At 68.1% G+C, this 17,473-nt stretch carries 15 protein-coding genes; 8 read left to right on the top strand and 7 right to left on the bottom strand.

The window, feature by feature from the left end; genetic code table 11:
- Positions 1-114: 114 nt before the first annotated feature.
- The 5 genes from HGB39_RS21045 to HGB39_RS21025 all read right to left on the bottom strand — a co-directional run bounded on the left by HGB39_RS21045 (position 115) and on the right by HGB39_RS21025 (position 5,842).
- Positions 115-1,008 carry a carbohydrate ABC transporter permease gene (locus HGB39_RS21045; protein ID WP_005249640.1) on the bottom strand — a complete coding sequence of 298 codons (894 nt, stop codon included), beginning with the start codon at positions 1,006-1,008 and terminating at the stop codon, positions 115-117.
- Complete coding sequence (locus HGB39_RS21040; RefSeq protein ID WP_005570354.1) at positions 1,005-2,054, bottom strand: carbohydrate ABC transporter permease; 1,050 nt, start codon at positions 2,052-2,054, stop codon at positions 1,005-1,007. The genes HGB39_RS21045 and HGB39_RS21040 overlap by 4 nt, the downstream gene beginning before the upstream one ends.
- A 15-nt stretch (positions 2,055-2,069) precedes the next feature.
- On the bottom strand, positions 2,070-3,344 hold the full coding sequence (locus tag HGB39_RS21035; RefSeq protein ID WP_005264448.1) for an ABC transporter substrate-binding protein: 1,275 nt from the start codon (positions 3,342-3,344) through the stop codon (positions 2,070-2,072).
- A 159-nt stretch (positions 3,345-3,503) separates the two neighbouring features.
- Positions 3,504-4,577 (bottom strand): ABC transporter ATP-binding protein, encoded by a 1,074-nt coding sequence (locus tag HGB39_RS21030; protein ID WP_005264449.1) that lies wholly within the window; start codon positions 4,575-4,577, stop codon positions 3,504-3,506.
- A 335-nt stretch (positions 4,578-4,912) separates the two neighbouring features.
- The gene (locus tag HGB39_RS21025) at positions 4,913-5,842 is read right to left on the bottom strand and encodes a ferredoxin family protein (RefSeq protein ID WP_005570358.1); all 930 of its coding nucleotides are present in this window, start codon (positions 5,840-5,842) and stop codon (positions 4,913-4,915) included.
- Between the two features lie 62 nt (positions 5,843-5,904).
- Between HGB39_RS21025 and HGB39_RS21020 the strand changes: the two genes are divergently transcribed.
- From HGB39_RS21020 to HGB39_RS21010, 3 genes are all read left to right on the top strand, one after another.
- Complete coding sequence (locus HGB39_RS21020; protein WP_005570359.1) at positions 5,905-6,873, top strand: ABC transporter substrate-binding protein; 969 nt, start codon at positions 5,905-5,907, stop codon at positions 6,871-6,873.
- A gap of 73 nt (positions 6,874-6,946) precedes the next feature.
- The gene (locus HGB39_RS21015) at positions 6,947-7,765 is read left to right on the top strand and encodes a DUF2786 domain-containing protein (protein ID WP_005570360.1); all 819 of its coding nucleotides are present in this window, start codon (positions 6,947-6,949) and stop codon (positions 7,763-7,765) included.
- Positions 7,762-8,286, top strand: coding sequence for a TIGR04338 family metallohydrolase (locus HGB39_RS21010; RefSeq protein WP_005264453.1), 525 nt, complete (start codon positions 7,762-7,764; stop codon positions 8,284-8,286). Before HGB39_RS21015 ends, HGB39_RS21010 begins: the two co-directional genes overlap by 4 nt.
- Positions 8,287-8,292: 6 nt before the next feature.
- On the opposite strand, the gene HGB39_RS21005 is transcribed toward HGB39_RS21010, so the two are convergent.
- Positions 8,293-8,772 carry a nitroreductase family deazaflavin-dependent oxidoreductase gene (locus HGB39_RS21005; protein ID WP_005570361.1) on the bottom strand — a complete coding sequence of 160 codons (480 nt, stop codon included), beginning with the start codon at positions 8,770-8,772 and terminating at the stop codon, positions 8,293-8,295.
- 237 nt (positions 8,773-9,009) lie between these two features.
- Here HGB39_RS21005 and HGB39_RS21000 point away from each other — a divergent pair, with 237 nt between their 5' ends.
- Complete coding sequence (locus tag HGB39_RS21000) at positions 9,010-9,804, top strand: LLM class F420-dependent oxidoreductase (protein WP_005570362.1); 795 nt, start codon at positions 9,010-9,012, stop codon at positions 9,802-9,804.
- Between the two features lie 68 nt (positions 9,805-9,872).
- On the opposite strand, the gene HGB39_RS20995 is transcribed toward HGB39_RS21000, so the two are convergent.
- Positions 9,873-11,087, bottom strand: a complete 1,215-nt coding sequence (locus HGB39_RS20995; protein ID WP_005570363.1) for an acetyl-CoA C-acetyltransferase — start codon at positions 11,085-11,087, stop codon at positions 9,873-9,875.
- Positions 11,088-11,342: 255 nt separating this feature from the next.
- On the opposite strand from HGB39_RS20995, the gene HGB39_RS20990 reads away from it, so the two are divergent.
- From HGB39_RS20990 to HGB39_RS20975, 4 genes are all read left to right on the top strand, one after another.
- Positions 11,343-12,809, top strand: a complete 1,467-nt coding sequence (locus HGB39_RS20990) for a class I adenylate-forming enzyme family protein (protein WP_064080195.1) — start codon at positions 11,343-11,345, stop codon at positions 12,807-12,809.
- Positions 12,810-12,873: 64 nt separating this feature from the next.
- Entirely contained in the window at positions 12,874-14,694 is a 1,821-nt protein-coding gene (locus HGB39_RS20985; RefSeq protein WP_005570365.1) for a DUF3556 domain-containing protein, read from the top strand.
- Complete coding sequence (locus tag HGB39_RS20980) at positions 14,691-16,124, top strand: phytoene desaturase family protein (protein ID WP_005570368.1); 1,434 nt, start codon at positions 14,691-14,693, stop codon at positions 16,122-16,124. The genes HGB39_RS20985 and HGB39_RS20980 overlap by 4 nt, the downstream gene beginning before the upstream one ends.
- Entirely contained in the window at positions 16,121-17,434 is a 1,314-nt protein-coding gene (locus tag HGB39_RS20975; protein ID WP_005570371.1) for a PucR family transcriptional regulator, read from the top strand. The genes HGB39_RS20980 and HGB39_RS20975 overlap by 4 nt, the downstream gene beginning before the upstream one ends.
- Positions 17,435-17,473: the final 39 nt, after the last annotated feature.

Raw genomic sequence — 17,473 nt, 5'->3', positions numbered from 1 at the left:
CGGCACCTTTCCCCTCGCTCCGCTCGACCGGCACCTTTCCCCTCGCCCCGCTCGACCGGCACCTTTCCCCTCGCTCCGCTCGACCGGCACCTTTCCCCTCGCTCCGCTCGACCGTTAACTCTTCACGCCGCCGGCCGTCAGGCCCGACACGATGCGACGCTGGAACAGCAGCACCATGATCACCAGCGGAATGGTGACGATCGTGCCCGCCGCCATGATCGCCGCGTACGGCACCACGTGCGGGTCGTTGCCGGAGAACCGGGCGATCGCGACCGTGACCGGTTCGGTGGCGTCGCTGGAGAGCTGGCTGGCGAGCAGGTACTCGTTGACGGTCGCGATGAACGCGAGGATGGCGGTGGTGAACAGGGCGGGCGCCGCCAGCGGCAACATCACCAGCCGGAACGCCTGACCGCGGCTGGCGCCGTCGATCCGCGCCGCCTCCTCGAGCTCCCAGGGAAGTTCCTTGAAGAACGACGTCAGCGTGTAGATGGTGAGCGGCAGGACGAACGAGATGTTCGGGATGATCATCGCCTGGTAGGTACCGATCCAGCCGATGTTCGTGAACAGCTGGAACAGCGGGGTGACGAGGGCGACGACGGGGAACATCGACGCGCCTAGCACGATGCCGACCACCACGTACTTGAACCGGAACTCGATGCGGGCCAGCGCGTAGGCGGTGAAGATGCCGACGGCGAGGGCGACGACGGTGGTGATACCGCCGATGATCATGCTGTTGACGACGGCCCGGGTGAAGTTGTTGCCGCTGCTCGTCGACAGGGCGTTCTGGAAGTTCTCGAGCGTGACGTGCGTGGGCCAGGGTGTGGTGTCGAACGTGTAGTCAGGGTCGCGGAACGCCGTCACCATCATCCAGTAGAACGGCGCGAGCCCCCAGACGAGGATGATCGCGACACCGATGTAGATGCGGGAGTTCTTGAAAGCGAACCGCTTCGGGCGGTTGCGGCGGACGGGCCTGCTCGGGAGTTCGAGCTCCGGGGCGCGATGGGTCACGACTTCGGCCCCTTTCGCTGGGCTTCCTGAGTCTCGACGGCGTTGGCGCCGAGAAATTTCACGAGGACGAACGCCACCGCGAAGATCAGGAGGAACGTGATGGTGGAAAGCGCGGACGCGCTGTTGAACCCTTGCCGCACCTGGTCGACCACGAGGATCGACACCGTCGTGGTGGCCGGGTTGCCGCCGGTCAGGATGGCGGGCAGGTCGTACATGCGCAGGGCGTCCATCGTGCGGAACAGGATCGCAACCATCAGCGCCGGCTTCACCAGCGGGAGCGTGATCTGCCGGAACCGCTGCCACGCCGAGGCGCCGTCGACCCGCGCCGCCTCGTACACGTCCTGCGGGATCATCTGCAGTCCGGCGAGGATCAGCAGGGCCATGAAGGGTGTGGTCTTCCAGACGTCCGAGATGATCACCGCGAACCGGGCGGGCCACGCGTCCGACGTCCACAGGATCTCGGTGCCGAGGAGGCGATTGGCGATGCCGTCGTAGGCGAAGATGAAGTACCAGAGCTTGGCGGTGACCGCGGTCGGGATGGCCCACGGGATCAGGACCGCCGCACGCAGCAGGGCGCGGCCCTTGAACGTCTTGCCCATGATGATCGCCATCCACAGGCCGATCGCGACCTCGAGGCCCACCGTGACGACGGTGAAGAACGCGGTGTTCCCGACGGCCGACCAGAACTGGGAGCCGAGCGTGCCGGGCGGGCACGCCACGGCCACCCCGCTCGGGGAGGTGCACTGTTGCAGAATCCAGTGCGTGTAGTTGGTGAATCCGGCCCAGCCGCCCTCGACGAACATGCCGGTCGACGGATCGAGTCCCGCGTCCTTCTGGAACGACATCACCACTGCCCGGATCACCGGGTAGCCGATGACGACGGCCAGCACGGCCAGCGTCGGCACGACGAACAGCCACGCGCGGCGACTGCTCAGCCCAAAGCGTCGCCTGTTCTCGCTCTTCTCACGCGAACCGCGGCCGGGGTCGTTATCCCCGGCCGCGGGACGGGCCGGCGCTCCACTGGTGGTCCCAGTCGGAACGGCCATGTTCACTCCTGTGCTCTACGAGCCTGCGGACTGGATGCCGGACTGCATGTCCGTGATCGCCTGATCCACCGACTTCTCACCCTTGATGGCAGCGTAGGCGTTGTCCTGCACGGCCTTCGACACAGCGGGGTAGAACGGCGTGACCGGACGGGGGACGGCGTTCTCGATCGACACCTTCAGCGTCGGCATGAACGGGTAGGCCGCGATGATCTCCGGGTCGTCGTACAGTGCGGCGCGGACCGGCGGCAGCGAGCCCATGGCGATGATCCGCTGCGCCTGCTCACCCTGCAGGAAGGTGAGGAAGTCGCGGGCCGTGGCCTTGTTCTCGGAGTACGCGCTGATGGCGGCGTTGTAGCCACCGAGGGTCGAGGCGCCGATGCCGTCCTTGCCGGGCAGCGGGGCGACCGCGAACTTGCCCTTGACCGCGGACGAATCCTTGTCGGCGGTGCCGTACACGTAGGGCCAGTTGCGCAGGAACAGCGCCTTGCCGTCCTCGAACGCCTTCTGGCTCTCGGGCTCCTTGAACGTGGTGTCCTGGGCCGGGATGTCACCGTTCTTGAAGTTGTCGACCAGCACCTGCAGGCCGGCGCGGGCCTCGGGGCTGTCGACGGTCGGCGTCTTGCCGTCCTCGCCGACGAACGAGCCGCCGTACGCGTTGATGACCTCGGCGGTGTTCACCGTCAGGCCCTCGTACGGTGCGAACTGACCGGCGTAGCAGTCGATGTTGTTGGTCTTCGCGACCTCACACGCGGCGGCCAGCTCGGCCCACGTCTTCGGTGCGGCGGGCAGCAGGTCGCTGCGGTAGTACAGCAGGCCGCCGTTGGTGTTCTTCGGCGCCGCGTACTGGGTGCCGTTGTAGGTGGCGCTGTCGACCGTGGCGGGGAGGATTCCGGTGTTGTCCACCGCGAACTCGCCGGTCAGCGGCTGCAGCCAGCCCTTGGCCGCGAACTCCGCGGTCCAGGGGACGTCGAGTGCGACGACGTCGTAGTCGGACTGCTTGGCCTGCAGGTGCTGGACCAGGTCGTCGTGCGCCTGATCGGCGTCGTTCGACTGCTCCTTGAACGTCACCTGCTCGTCCGGGTGCTCGGCGTTCCACGCGTCGATGATCTGGCGGACGACACCGGTCTCGGTGGTGTCCTTGCCCTCGACGTACGTGATGGGTCCGCGACCGTCGAGGTTCTCCGACGTGGAGTCGCTGCCGCTGTCACTCGAGCAAGCGGTGAGCGTGACCAGCGAGGCAGCGGTGGCAAACACCGCGGCGCGCCGGACCGCTCTCGAAATCTGAACCATGGAGTCTCCCCGTAGGTAGATGTGGATGAACCCGTTACCGGCACGACAGAACTCGCGGCACCGGCGCGGTGTCGGAACATACTGTGGCATGGAACACCGCAGAAGTCCGGCATTACCCCCGACCTGAATCGGTCAGGAACCGCTCCGGCCCCCGCCGGGTCAGCTCAGCCGGTAGCCCTCGGACGCCGAGAACAGGTGCACCTGGGACGGGTCGACGTGCAATTTCACCAGGTCACCCTTGCGGGGCGGGTTCCGCCAGTCGGCGCGGGCCACCAACTGCTGGGTCTCCCCGTTGACGGTGCTGCGGCCGTAGATGTAGGCGTCGGATCCGAGTTCCTCCACCACCGCGACCTCCATCGGGATGCCGGTGGTCGACAGTTCCAGGTGTTCGGGGCGGATCCCGACGACGACCTCGCGTTCGTCGGTATCCGCGCGCAGCTGCCGGGGCAGCGGAATGGTCGCGTCGCCGAGCAGGACCCCGTCGGGGGTGATCGGCAACGTGAAGAGGTTCATCGACGGTGATCCCATGAAGCCGGCGACGAACACGTTGGCCGGCCTGTTGTAGAGGTCGCGGGGCGACGCGCACTGCTGCAGCACCCCGTCCTTCAGCACCGCCACCCGGTCGCCCATCGTCATGGCCTCGACCTGGTCGTGTGTCACGTACACCATCGTCGTCTCGAGGCGACGCTGCAGCTGCGCGATCTGGGTGCGCGTCTGCACGCGGAGCTTGGCGTCGAGGTTGGACAGCGGCTCGTCCATCAGGAACACCTGCGGCTGCCGGACGATGGCACGTCCCATCGCGACACGCTGCCGCTGACCGCCGGACAGCGCCTTCGGCTTGCGGTCCAGGTACGGCTCGAGGTCGAGGAGTTTCGCCGTCTCCTCGACGCGCTTGCGGATGTCGTCCTTCGCGGCGCCGGCGAGCTTGAGCGCGAAACCCATGTTCTCGGCCACCGACATGTGCGGGTACAGCGCATAGTTCTGGAACACCATCGCGATGTCGCGTTCCTTGGGTTCCTGGGTGGTGACGTCGCGGTCGCCGATGAGGATCCGGCCGCTGTGGACGTCCTCGAGCCCGGCCAGCATCCGCAGCGACGTCGACTTGCCGCAGCCGGACGGGCCGACGAGGACCAGGAACTCACCGTCCTCGATCTTCAGGTCGAGCGTGTCGACGGCCGGTTTGTCCGAGCCGGGGAACAGGCAGGTGGCACCGTCATAGGTCACTGTGGCCATGAACGTCGAAGTCCCTTCTACCCGGCGCCGCGCACAGGTGCGTGAAAATGTACCTGTTGACGCACTTTCTCACTCACCGCTGGGTCGGTGGATGATCGGCTCGCGCAACCGCCGTCAGGCCTCCGCGCGCCGCCACCGCTGCCGATTCGGCCGAATTACGCTCGGTCCGAATCATGTTGGCGGCATTCATGTACAGGTTTCTCCACAGCTGGGGATGGATGTGTCGATGAATCGGGGCGGTGAATACCGTGTGAACACCACGAGTCGCCGGCGCAACCGCAGCGAGACCTCCTGCCGCATGGGGCGCTTCGCGCCCGTGCGCCTTTTTGGTTGCCCTAGCTACCAGAACGGCGCACGGGTGGCGGAGCCGCCTCGAACCGGTCCGGGCTGTCCACGACACCCGCGCTGCAGGCGGTCAGGCGGGGTTCGGCGCTGGTCGTGCGAACCCGGACCAGGTCGGTCCCGGCCGGGTGCCGGACCAGGACGTCGGTGTCGCCGTCCGGCCGCGGGGTCGCCGACAGCGGGATCACGTCGTCGAGTCCGAGCAGCGACCGCTCGACCCGGACGGTGTGCTCGGCGAACTGCAGCACCGGGTCGTCGGTGCACCGGCCGCGGTAGTGTTCGAGCACCACGCGTCCGTGATCATGTTCGGCGACAATGTGTTCCGCCGCCTCCGCGGTGACCCGGCCGTAGTAGATGCCCGACGGCAGGCACACCATGGTCGCGGCGAATCGGTCGCCGCCGACGTGCGTCGATTCCCACACCCGTCCGTCGCGGTGGCCGAGGCCGGTGACGACGGGGCGTCCGAACGACGCGCAGCACGCGTCCTTCTTGCCGTGAGTGCAGACGAGAAACAGCGATTCGGTGGGGTCGAGACGTTCCCCCACTCCGGGTGACAGGTCGAGGTCGAGGTCGAGTAGCTCCCGGTCGTCACGCACCAGCAGTCGCTCCGCCCAGCCGTCGGCTCGTCCGGGACGCACGAGGTAGACATGACGTCCGGCGGCGACGTCGCGGCGCTCCCGGGTGCGGATCAGCACCGGACGCACCCCCGCGTCGGCGCACCGGGCGGCGAGTGCGTCGCCGAGGACCGGGTCGAGCCGACTCTGCCGGAGCCGGTCGCGTCCCCAGGGTCCGGGTTGCTCGATCAGCAGCCAGCCGCGCACCCGGGGCGCGGTGCCGCACAGCGGCTCTTGGAGTGACCGGGAGAGCGCCGCGCAGGCCGGTGGCGTCCACCCCTCGGGCGACATCGTCGTCTGCACGCTCACGCAACAGACTGTATAAGGTTAGGTTCACCTATCTTCTACCCCCTTCGAGATCGAGGTCCAGGATGCGTTCTGCCACGTGCTCCCCGAATGTCAACGACGTCCAATGGCAGGAGATCGTCGATGCCCTCACGCGACGAGAATTCGGAGCCGGGCTGGGAGCAGCCGCACTGGCCGCGCTCACCGCCGCCTGCGCGCGACCCGACGCGGCAACGGGCAGCGACAGCGGCGCCCAGCGCACCGTCACCCACGCCATGGGCACGACGACGGTGAGCAACCGGCCGAGTCGCATCGTCGCCCTCGACAGCCTGCCCATCGACACCGTCGTCACGCTTGGGAAGACCCCGGTAGGCGCTGCTCAGGCCGGTTCCGCCGACGCGCTGCCCGCCTACCTGGGCGGCGGACTGGACAGCACCACCGTCGTCGGGTCGATCGCCGAACCGAACCTCGAGGCGATCGCCGCGCTGCAGCCCGACCTCATCCTCAGCAGCAAGCAGCGGCACGGCGACCTGTACGACGCGCTGTCCGCGATCGCGCCGACCGTCTTCTCCGTGTCGCCGGCGGTCGACTGGCAGGGGACGCTGCGGTTGTTCGCCGAGGCCATGGGTGAGACGGACGCAGCCGAGCAGAAGCTGTCGGCGTTCCATGCCCGCGCCGCCGCGTTGACCGAAACCAGCCGGGGCCGCACCGCGCACGTCATCCGCGTGATGGACGACGGCCTGCGCCTGCACGGGCCCGGCACGTTCTCCGGTTCCGTGCTGACCGCGGCCGGCTACACCATCACCGGGCAGCCGTGGGACGCGAAGAACGACATGTCCGAGATCTCGCTCGAGAACGTCGCCCAGATCGACTCCGACATCGCGTTCGTCGCCAACACGTCCGCACCGGGTGAACTGGGGATCGACCCCGTACTCATCGGGCAGATGGGGCCGTCACGACGCGACGGCGTCCGCCAGACCGACTACCGGGTGTGGATCACCGGCATCGGCCTCACTGGCGCAAACCTGATCCTCGACGACCTCGAGCGACTGTAGGCGGCTCCGCCGCCCGTGCGCCTTTCTGGTAGCGCCGACGACCAGAAAGGCGCACGGGGGCTAGCCTGCCTGGGTGAGTTCCGACAAGATGCTGACCCGCATCGGTGGGCTCCTCCGGCAGGCGGAATCCACCGACAACCCGCACGAGGGCGAGGCCTTCATGGCCGCCGCCCAGCGCCTCGCCACCGCCTCCTCGATCGACCTCGCCGTGGCGCGCGCCCACGCGGCAGGCCGGGAGAAGCGCGCCACTCCCACGCAGCGGCTGATCACGATCGGTGAACCGGGCAAGAAGGGCCTCCGCACGTACGCGCAGCTGTTCCTGGTGATCGCCGCCGCCAACGACGTCCAGTGCGACATCGCCCAGACGTCGGCCGTCATCTACGCGTACGGGTTCGCCGGCGACATCGACGTCTGCGAAGCCCTGTACGCGAGCCTGCTGATCCAGATGGTCCGGGCATCCGACTCCTACATCAGGTCGGGCGAGTACCGCAGCGAGACGACGGTGCGGACGCAGGTCGAGAAGCGTGGACGCCGCCGCGTCGCGACACGGGTGCGACGGCCCGTCGCCGGCGTGACCGCCCGGTTGAACTTCCAGCTCGCCTACGCCGCGCGGATCGGCCAGCGCCTCGCCGACGCCAAGCAGGAGGCCGAGGAGCAGGCGGTGTCCGTGCCGGAGTCCTCGGCGGAGACGGCACTGGTCCTACGCGACAAGCAGCTCGAGCTGAAGGACTACTACTCGGAGAACTCGCAGGCCCGCGGCACGTGGCGAGGAGGACGGGCATCCGCCGGACATTCGTCGAGCGCCCGCAGAGCCGGCGACCGCGCCGCCCGGACCGCCCGCCTGAGCAACTCACCCGAACTGTCGACCGCCCGCAAGCAGATCCCGTCGTGAAGCGACCCCGCGACACTCAGCGGACCGCCGTGTACGACGCGGAAGCCCTCGTGCGCACCATGTTCGACCGCGCCGACGAGCGCGGGCTGCGCGTCGTCGACGTTCTGGGGTCGCAGGTGACGCTGCCGGTGGAACGCAAGTTCGCGTCGATCGATTCGGTGCAGGATTACGTGGACCGGGTGCTCGCCCTGAACTGGGTGCGGTCGACGTGGACGCGGGCGGCCACCCCGGTTCACGTCCGCGCGCGGTCGGGCAACAAGGCCGCCCACTACGAAAGCGATTGCGCGACAATCGCAGTACCCGAGCATCGGAACGGCAACGCCTGGGCGTTCCGCGAACTGGTGGTGCTCCACGAGGTCGCCCATCACCTCGATCCGTCCGACCCCGACTACCCGACGGTCGCCCCGCACGGACCGGAGTACGTGGACCGCTACCTCACCCTGGTCGGGGAGATCATCGGCCCCGAGGCGGCATTCGTCCTGCGCACCATGCTCCTCGCGGGCGGGGTGCGGCTGAACTGAGGTGCCTCAGGCGCGGGGGCGCAGCCGAACGAAACGGATTTCACGGCCCGCCGCCCGGAAGTCCGCCGCGCTGCCGTCGACGTCGAAGCCCATGCCTTTGGCGATCCGCAGTCCGAGTTTCGGATGCTCCGCCGCGTAATGCGCCATGAAGTCCGCACCGGTCTCGGAATCGAGGAATTCGGCTGTCACCGAGAGTCGCCGGAGGCCCACCTGAATCTTCGCGCTCGGTTGTGCACGCAGGTTCCGGTACCAATCGGACTTGGGACCGAACCCGGCGGCCAGCACGTACCCGTCGCCGACGGCGTCGTGGTTGACCACCTCGAGCACGACCTGCCGCCGGACGCCGGTCTTGCGCCCCACGTGTTCGAGGAGCAGGAATCGGCCACCGAGGAGAAAGCCGAGGTGGACGCGGTAGAGGTAGATCGGCGCGCGGAAGAACGTCCGCCGGATCCCGGTCGGCGGGTCAGGCCTCTGCGTGACCTTCACACACCCAGTCTTCCACGTCCACCGTGTGGTCGGGCGGTGATGCGTCCTCATCCGTTTCGGAGTCAATGGGCGGAAGACGCGCCGACAACCGGGTGAATGTACCGCTTGGCGTATCTGGGGCGCCGGACGGTACATTCGCCCGCTCAAATCGCCCGCTCGGCGGGTTCGTTGTGCGCCCGACCGTCGCGCGAGCACTATGGATCGGGAAGGCCCAACGTCTACTCCGAGGAGCCACGAATGACTCGTCCAGTTCGCATCGGTGTCCAGCTTCAGCCGCAGCACGCGCCCGACTACGGGCTGATCCGCGACGCGGTGCTGCGGGCCGAGGACGCCGGCGTCGACATCGTCTTCAACTGGGACCACTTCTATCCGCTGTACGGCGATCCGGCCGGCGCCCACTTCGAGTGCTGGACGATGCTCGGGGCGTTCGCCGAGCAGACGGAGCGAGTGGAGATCGGTGCGCTCGTCACGTGTGCCGGCTACCGGAACCCGGATCTGCTCGCCGACATGGCCCGGACCGTCGACCACATCAGCGGCGGACGGCTGATCCTGGGCATCGGCTCGGGCTGGTTCGAGCGCGACTACGACGAGTACGGCTACGAATTCGGCACCGCGGGGTCGCGGCTGAACCTGCTCGCCGAGTACCTTCCGCGGATCACCGCCCGGTTCGCCAAGCTGGAACCCGCACCCACCCGGCACATTCCGATCCTCATCGGCGGCGGCGGCGAGAAGAAGACGCTGCCGCTGGTCGGGCAGTACGGCGACATCTGGCACAGCTTCAGCGACATGGACACGTACAAACGTAAGTCGGGGATCCTCGCCGGGTACGCACGGGATGCCGGACGCAGCCCCGACAGCATCCAGCACTCCACGTCGTGGCCGGGTGTCGACGACGCGGCAGCCCATGTCGACGCCGGCGTCACCCTGTTCACCGTGGGCGTGGGTGGTCCCGACTACGACCTCGGCACTCTGAAGGAGGCCATCGCGTGGCGTGACGAGAACACCCCGCCGCCGCTGTCGGGCCTGGCATAGGCGCTTCGCACCCGTGCGCCTTTCTGGTTGTTCTGGCTACCAAAAAGGCGCACGGGCGGCGGAGCCGCCTACAGCCGTTCGAGGACCATCGCCATGCCCTGTCCGCCTCCGACGCACATGGTTTCGAGGCCGAACTGCTTGTCGTGGGTGGTCAGGTTGTTGAGCAGGGTCGCGGTGATGCGGGCACCGGTCATGCCGAACGGGTGACCGAGGGCGATCGCGCCGCCGGAGACGTTCAGCTTGTCCTCGTCGATGTTCAGCTCCCGCGCCGACCCGATCACCTGCACGGCGAACGCCTCGTTGATCTCGACGAGGTCGATGTCGGAGATGCCCAGTCCCGCGATCGCGAGGGCCCGCTTGGACGCCTCGATCGGGCCGAGACCCATGATCTCCGGCGACAGCCCGGACACCCCGGTGGACACGATCCGGGCCAGCGGGGGCAGCCCCAGCTCCTTGGCCTTGGTGTCGGACATGATCACCAGAGCGGCGGCGCCGTCGTTGAGCGGGCACGCGTTGCCGGCGGTCACGGTCCCATCCGGACGGAACACCGGCTTGAGCTGGCTGACGGCCTCGTAGGTGGTGCCGGCGCGGGGGCCGTCGTCGGTGGACACGACGGTGCCGTCGGGCAGGGTCACCGGGGTGATCTCCCGCTCGAAGAAGCCGGCGCCTATGGCCTCCTCGGCGCGGTTCTGCGAGCGCACCGCCCACCGGTCCTGCTCCTCGCGGGTGATGCCGGTGATCTGCGCGACGTTCTCCGCGGTCTGGCCCATCGCGATGTAGGTGTCGGGGACCAGGCCCTCCTCACGCGGGTCGACCCACTGCTGGCCGCCCTGGGCCAGCTTCTCGGTGCGGGTCTGCGCGTCGGCGTACAGCGGGTTCTGGGTGTCGGGCAGCGAGTCGGAGTTGCCCGCGGTGAACCGGGACACGGTCTCGACACCGGCGGAGATGAACACGTCGCCCTCACCGGCCTTGATCGCGTGCAGTGCCATGCGGGTGGTCTGCAGCGACGACGAACAGTACCGGGTGATGGTGGTGCCGGGGATGAAGTCGTAGCCGAGCTGGACCGCGACGTTGCGGCCCATGTTGAAACCCTGCTCGCCGCCGGGCAGGCCGCAGCCCAGGATCAGGTCGTTGATGTCGGTGGGGTCGAGCGCGGGCACCTTGTCGAGTGCCGCCTGGACCATCTGCGCGGCGAGGTCGTCGGGGCGCATGCCCTTGAGCGATCCCTTCATGGCGCGACCGATCGGGGAACGGGCGATGGAAACGATGACGGCCTCGGGCATGAGTAACTCCTACCGATTGACGTGGTGGACGGCAGTCGGTGCGGACCTGCAGCCCCTCAGTTCTAAGCATGTGCTTATTTTCTAAGCGTTTGCATATATTGACCACGCCCGCGGCACGGTGTCAACCCCCGGACGGTCGCGATTGTGCTCAACCGACAACGAACCGCCCGAACTCGAGCCCCCGAGGCCGTTTCTTGCACGAAAACCCCTCGATAGTGTTGTGGATCACACCACAACGAAAGGGCGGACGAAATCGTGTCGCACATCGGGTATTTCGCTTGGGACCTCGCCACACAGCGTGCTGACGCGCCGTGCCTGCGCGACGACCGACTCGAACTGACGTACCGCCAGTTCGCGGAGCGGGTCGACGCCTTCGCCGCACAGTTGTCCGAGAACGGTGTCGGACGTGGCGACGTCGTCGCGATCATGCTGCCGAACCGGGCGGAACTGCTCATCGCCCTGATGGCCTCCTGGCGGATCGGTGCGGCCGCCACCCCGGTCAATCCCACATTCACCGCAAGCGAGGCGGAGTACCAGATCGACGACGCCACAGCGGTTCTCGTCGTCAACGAGGGACCTGACGCACCGACCGGTGGCCGTCCGGCGATCGCCGTCGGCGACATGGCGACCACCCCCGACCCCGCCTGGGCACCCGGCATCACCGCCAGCGGAGACGACCTCGCCCTGCTGATCTACACGTCCGGGTCGACCGGACGCCCCAAGGGCGTGATGCTCACCCACGACAACCTGCAATTCATGAGCTCCTCGATGGTGCAGCATTTCTCGCTGACCGCCGACGACCACTGCCTCCTGATCCTCCCGCTGTTCCACGTCAACGCGATCTGCGTCAGCTTCCTGACCCCGATGCTCGCCGGCGGTCAGCTGAGCGTCACCGGGCGCTTCTCACCGGCCCGGTTCTTCGACGACGTCGCCCGCCTGCGGCCGACGTACTTCTCCGCGGTCCCGACCATCTACGCGCTTCTGGTCTCTCAGGAAACCGTCGGCGACACCTCCTCGCTGCGGTTCGCGGTCTGCGGGGCCGCCCCGATCTCCAAGGAACTTCTCGACCACGCCGAGCAGCGTTTCGGGCTCGTCATCGTCGAGGGCTACGGGCTGACGGAGGGCACGTGCGCGTCCGCGTGCAATCCGCCTGCCGGCGTTCGCAAGCTGGGCACCGTCGGCCCCGCGCTGCCGGGTCAGACCATCGCGATCGTCGACGAGTCCGGGGCACCGGTGCCTGCGGGGACGGTCGGCGAGGTGGTGATCCGGGGCGCGAACGTGATGCGCGGCTACCTCGGCCGCCCCGAGGAAACGGAACGCACCGTCGTCGACGGCTGGTTGCACACCGGCGACGTCGGCCGACTCGACGACGACGGCTACCTCACCCTCGTCGACCGCATCAAGGACATGATCATCCGCGGCGGGGAGAACATCTACCCCAAGGAGATCGAGAACGCTCTCGCCACCCACGACGACGTCCTCGAGGCGGCCGTGATCGGAGCCCCGCACGACGTGTACGGCGAGGTGCCGGTCGCATACGTGGTCACGTACCCGGACACCGCCGTCACCCACGAAGTCCTGGCCGAGCACCTGAGTAGCCGGCTCACGAAAGTCAAACTGCCGGTGGCCATTCACATCGTCGACGCGCTGCCCCGCAACCCTGTCGGCAAGATCGACAAGCCGGGACTGCGGAGTCGCCACCGGCCTGCCGCCGTCAGCTGATCCAGTAACACCCCACACCTCGGGACGCACCCGAGGCGATGCCCCCTACCCTCAGGAGCCTCCCATGGGATTCAAGACCGGGAACTTCCCCGAAGTCGACCCCGCCACCTTCCTCGATCTTCCGTTCCGCGACCGCCTGCGCGCCATGTCGACCCATTGGGTCGACTACGGCTTCGGAACCCCGAAGATGGTGCACACCATCTACATTCTGAAACTGCTCGTCCTCTACCTCGGCATCGGACTGTCGCTCGCGACATTCACGTCCGGCCTGAACGTCCTCGACGTCGGCGCCTGGTGGAACCAGCCGATCGTCTACCAGAAACTGATCCTGTGGACGGTGCTGCTCGAATCGGTGGGTCTCGCCGGTTCGTGGGGTCCGCTCGCCGGGCACTTCAAGCCGATGACCGGCGGCATCCTGTACTGGCTGCGCCCCGGGACCATCCGGCTCCCACCGTGGCCGGGCAAGGTGCCGTTCACCTCGGGCGACACCCGCACCGTCGGCGACGTCCTGATCTACGCGGCGTTACTGCTCAACATCATTGTGGCGCTGATACTTCCGGGAGTACACACGTCGTCGATCGACGCGGCCATCACCGACAACTCCGGACTCGTCCGCCCCGCGGTGCTGTTTCCCCTGATCGCGCTGCTGGTGCTGATCGGTCTGCGCGACAAGGTCATCTTCATCGCGGCTCGCAGCGAGCAGTACCTGCCCGCGATCGTCTTCTTCGGGGTCCTGCCGTTCGTCGACATGATCATCGCGCTGAAGCTGCTGATCGTCTCGGTGTGGGTCGGGGCGGGCGTCTCCAAGCTCGGGCACCACTTCTCGATGGTGGTGCCGCCGATGCTGAGCAACACCCCGTGGATGCCGTTCAAGAAGATCAAGCGCGCGCACTACCGCAACTTCCCCGAGGACCTGCGGCCGTCGATCGTCGCCGGTGGTGTCGCCCATGTGCTCGGGACGGTCGTGGAGGTGGTGACCCCGCTGGTGCTGCTGTTCTCCACCAACCGCACGCTGACGCTGCTCGCAGTCGCGCTGATGGTCGCGTTCCACCTGTTCATCCTGTCCACGTTCCCGCTGGCGGTGCCGCTCGAGTGGAACCTGCTGTTCGCCTACGCGTCGATCTTCCTGTTCCTCGGATTTCCCGCCTGGGACGGGTACGGCGTGGCCGACATGTCCTCGGTGTGGCTGACCGCGGTGATCGTCGCCGCCCTGGTGTTCTTCCCGATCCTCGGCAACCTGCGCCCCGACCTCGTCTCGTTCCTGCCGTCGATGCGTCAGTACGCCGGCAACTGGGCGTCCGCCACCTGGGCCTTCGCACCGGGCGCCGAGGAGAAGCTCGACGAGCACATCATCCGTCCCACCAAGAACACGCGCACCCAGCTGCTCGCCACCTACCCGCCGGAGGTCGCGGACGTGGTGATGCACCAACTGCTCGGCTGGCGGTCGATGCACAGCCAGGGGCGGGCGTTGTTCTCGCTGATGATGCGCCACCTCGGCGACGACATCGACACCTACTCGCTGCGCGAGGCGGAGTTCAGCTGCAACTCGCTGGTGGCATTCAACTTCGGTGACGGTCACCTGCACAACGAGTTCCTGATTGCGGCACTCCAGCGGCGCTGCAACTTCGCTCCTGGCGAGTTCGTCGTCGCGTGGATCGAATCGCAGCCCATCCACAGGGGCACTCAGCAGTACAAGGTGATCGACGCCGCCCTCGGCGTCATCGAGCGGGGAACCTACAAGGTGTCCGACGCTATCAACGAGCAGCCGTGGCTGCCGAACGGTCCCATTCCGTTCGACGTGCAGTGGACACTGGAAGGAGACGGCTCGAACGTGCGGACGCGGGAGGCGAGGATGCAGGAGACAGATCTGGTGGTGCGGCCGTGACCACCGCAGTCGTGGTCGGCAGCGGGCCCAACGGGCTCGCCGCCGCGGTCCACCTCGCCCGGCACGGCGTCGACGTCCAGGTCCTCGAGGCCGCCGACACCATCGGCGGCGGCACCCGCTCCGGCGAACTCACCGTCCCGGGACTGCTGCACGACGAGTGCTCGGCGTTCCACCCGATGGGTGCCGGGTCGCCGTATCTGCAGACCCTCGACCTCGGCCGGTACGGGTTGACGTGGAAGTGGCCGGAGATCGACTGCGCCCACCCCCTCGACTCCGGTGAGGCGGGGTTGCTGCACCGGTCGATCGCGGCCACCGCCGCCGGACTCGGCGAGGACGGCGCGCGCTGGCAGCGCATGTTCGGCGGACTCGCCGACGGATTCGACGACCTGGCCGCCGACCTCATGCGTCCGATCGCGAACGTGCCCCGGCACCCGCTTCGGCTCGCCAGCTTCGGACCCCGGGCCCTGCTGCCGGCCGCGGTGACGGCCCGCTGGTGGCGCACCGACAAGGCCCGCGCACTGTTCGGCGGCGCCGCCGCGCACGCCTACTACCGCCTCGACCGGCCCGCGACGTCCGCGGTCGGGATGATGATCGTCGCCGCCGGGCACCGCTACGGCTGGCCGGTCGCCGAGGGCGGGTCGCAGTCGATCACCGGCGCACTCGCCGCCCTGCTCACCGACCGGGGCGGCAAGATCACCACCGGTGTCCACGTCCGCGATTGGAACGAACTTCCGCCCGCCGACGTCGTCCTGCTGGACGTCGCGCCGTCCGCCGCGCTCGGCATCCTGGGCGCTCGCCTGCCCGACCGGGTGGCCCGTGCGTACCGGCGGTTCAAGCACGCGCCCGCCGCCTTCAAGGTCGACTTCGCCATCCAGGGCGGGGTGCCGTGGGCCGATCCCGAATGTGGACGCGCCGGGACCGTCCACCTGGGTGGCAGCTTCGCCGAGATCGCGGCCGCCGAACGCGACGTCGCTGCGGGCCGGATGCCGGGGCGGCCGTTCGTCCTCCTCGGTCAGCAATACCTCGCCGATCGCAGTCGTTCGAACGGCGATCTGCATCCGCTGTACGCGTACGCCCATGTCCCGCACGGCTACACAGGCGACGCGACGGAGGCGATCACCGCGCAGATCGAACGGTTCGCCCCTGGCTTCCGGGACCGCGTCGTCGCCACGGTGAGTAGCGGACCGGCGCGTCTGGCCGCGTCGAATCCCAATTACGTCGGCGGCGACATCATCGGCGGAGCCAACACCGAAACCCAGGTAGTGCTGCGGCCGCGCATCGCCCTCGACCCGTACAGCACCGGGATCCCCGGCACGTACCTGTGTTCGGCATCGACGCCGCCCGGCGCCGGGGCACACGGCATGTGTGGGTACAACGCGGCGCAATCGGCCCTGCGCTATCTGCGGAAGGGCGGAGGGGACGTGCTGTGAGCAGTCCCGCCCCCGGCGACCGCGGCGCCGGTGCCAGGCGCCGCATGGCGCGGGTGCCCGCGATGGCGGAAGCCGAGGTCCTCGACATCGTCGCCGGTATCGCCCGGAAACTCGATGTGCGGCAAGCGGAGATCACCCGCTCGATGAGCGCGCTGCTCGCGCACGAGATCGACCAACTCGACGAAGACCCGCAACTCGTCGAACTGCTCGAGGCGAGCGTGAACGGCAACGTCTCGACGATCGTGCACGTCCTCGCCAACGACATTCCCGTCGATCACCTGCAGCCCACCACCGCCGCCGTGGAGTACGCGCTGCGGCTGGCCCAACGCGACGTGTCGTCGAACTCGCTGGTCCGCGCGTACCACATGGGCCAGGACGACCTGATCAAGATCTGCTACGACGAGGTCAGCTCCCTCCAATTGTCCGGACCGCTGACCCTCGCTGTGCTCAAACACATTTCGGAGGTCGTGTACAGCTACATCGACTGGATCACGCTGTACGTGTTCGACGCCTACGAGCAGGAACGACGGCGCTGGCTGGGTGCCCGCGGCAACGTCCACTCGTCGACCATCCACACCCTCCTCACCGGAACGGGCGACGACGGGTCCGCATTCGAGACCGAAACGCACTACCGGCTCGAGCAGACGCACGTCGCGATGATCCTGTGGTCCACCGGTCCCGACACCGAGGCGAGCCTCAACACCCTCGACCACTACGTGCGGGACCTCGCCCGCCACCTCGCCACCGACTCAGCACCCATCGTCACCGCCATCGACCGCCGAACCCTGTGGGCCTGGCTCCCTTTCGGCCGCCGGAAGCCCGTCCTCGACACCACCGAACTCGCCGCAACCCTGCCCGCGAACCCGGGAATCCGGACCGCGATCGGACTGCCCGCGACCGGGATCGCGGGATTCCGGCGGTCACACGAACAGGCCCGCGCCGCCTACTCCGTCGCCACCGTGCCCAACACCCAGGCCCGGCCGATCGTCGGCTTCGGCGACCGCGGCGTCGCCGTCGTCTCCCTCCTCGCCGAGAACCTGGACTCCACCCGAGCCTGGGTGTGGGAGGTCCTCGGCCCGCTCGCGGAGAACACCGACCAGGCCGCGACACTGCGGACCACGCTCAGCACCTACTTCGCGACCGGCGAAAGCCACCTCCACACCGCCCAGCAGATGAACCTGCACCGCAACACCGTCAAATACCGCATCACCAAAGCCCTCGGCGAGCCCGCCACCGGCACCCACAGCAAGCTGGATCTCGCTCTCGCCTTGCAGGTGTGCGAGTTCCTGGGTCCGACGGTGCTGAAGTAGGCCCTCCGGGCTTGTGCGCCTTTCTGGTTGTTCCAGCTA

Origin of the sequence: Rhodococcus opacus, assembly GCF_012396235.1 — a bacterium.
In the GTDB taxonomy this organism is placed as follows: Bacteria; Actinomycetota; Actinomycetes; order Mycobacteriales; family Mycobacteriaceae; genus Rhodococcus_F; species Rhodococcus_F opacus.
Note: the sequence above shows the minus strand (reverse complement) of the source record. Positions and strands in the feature narration are given on the sequence as shown.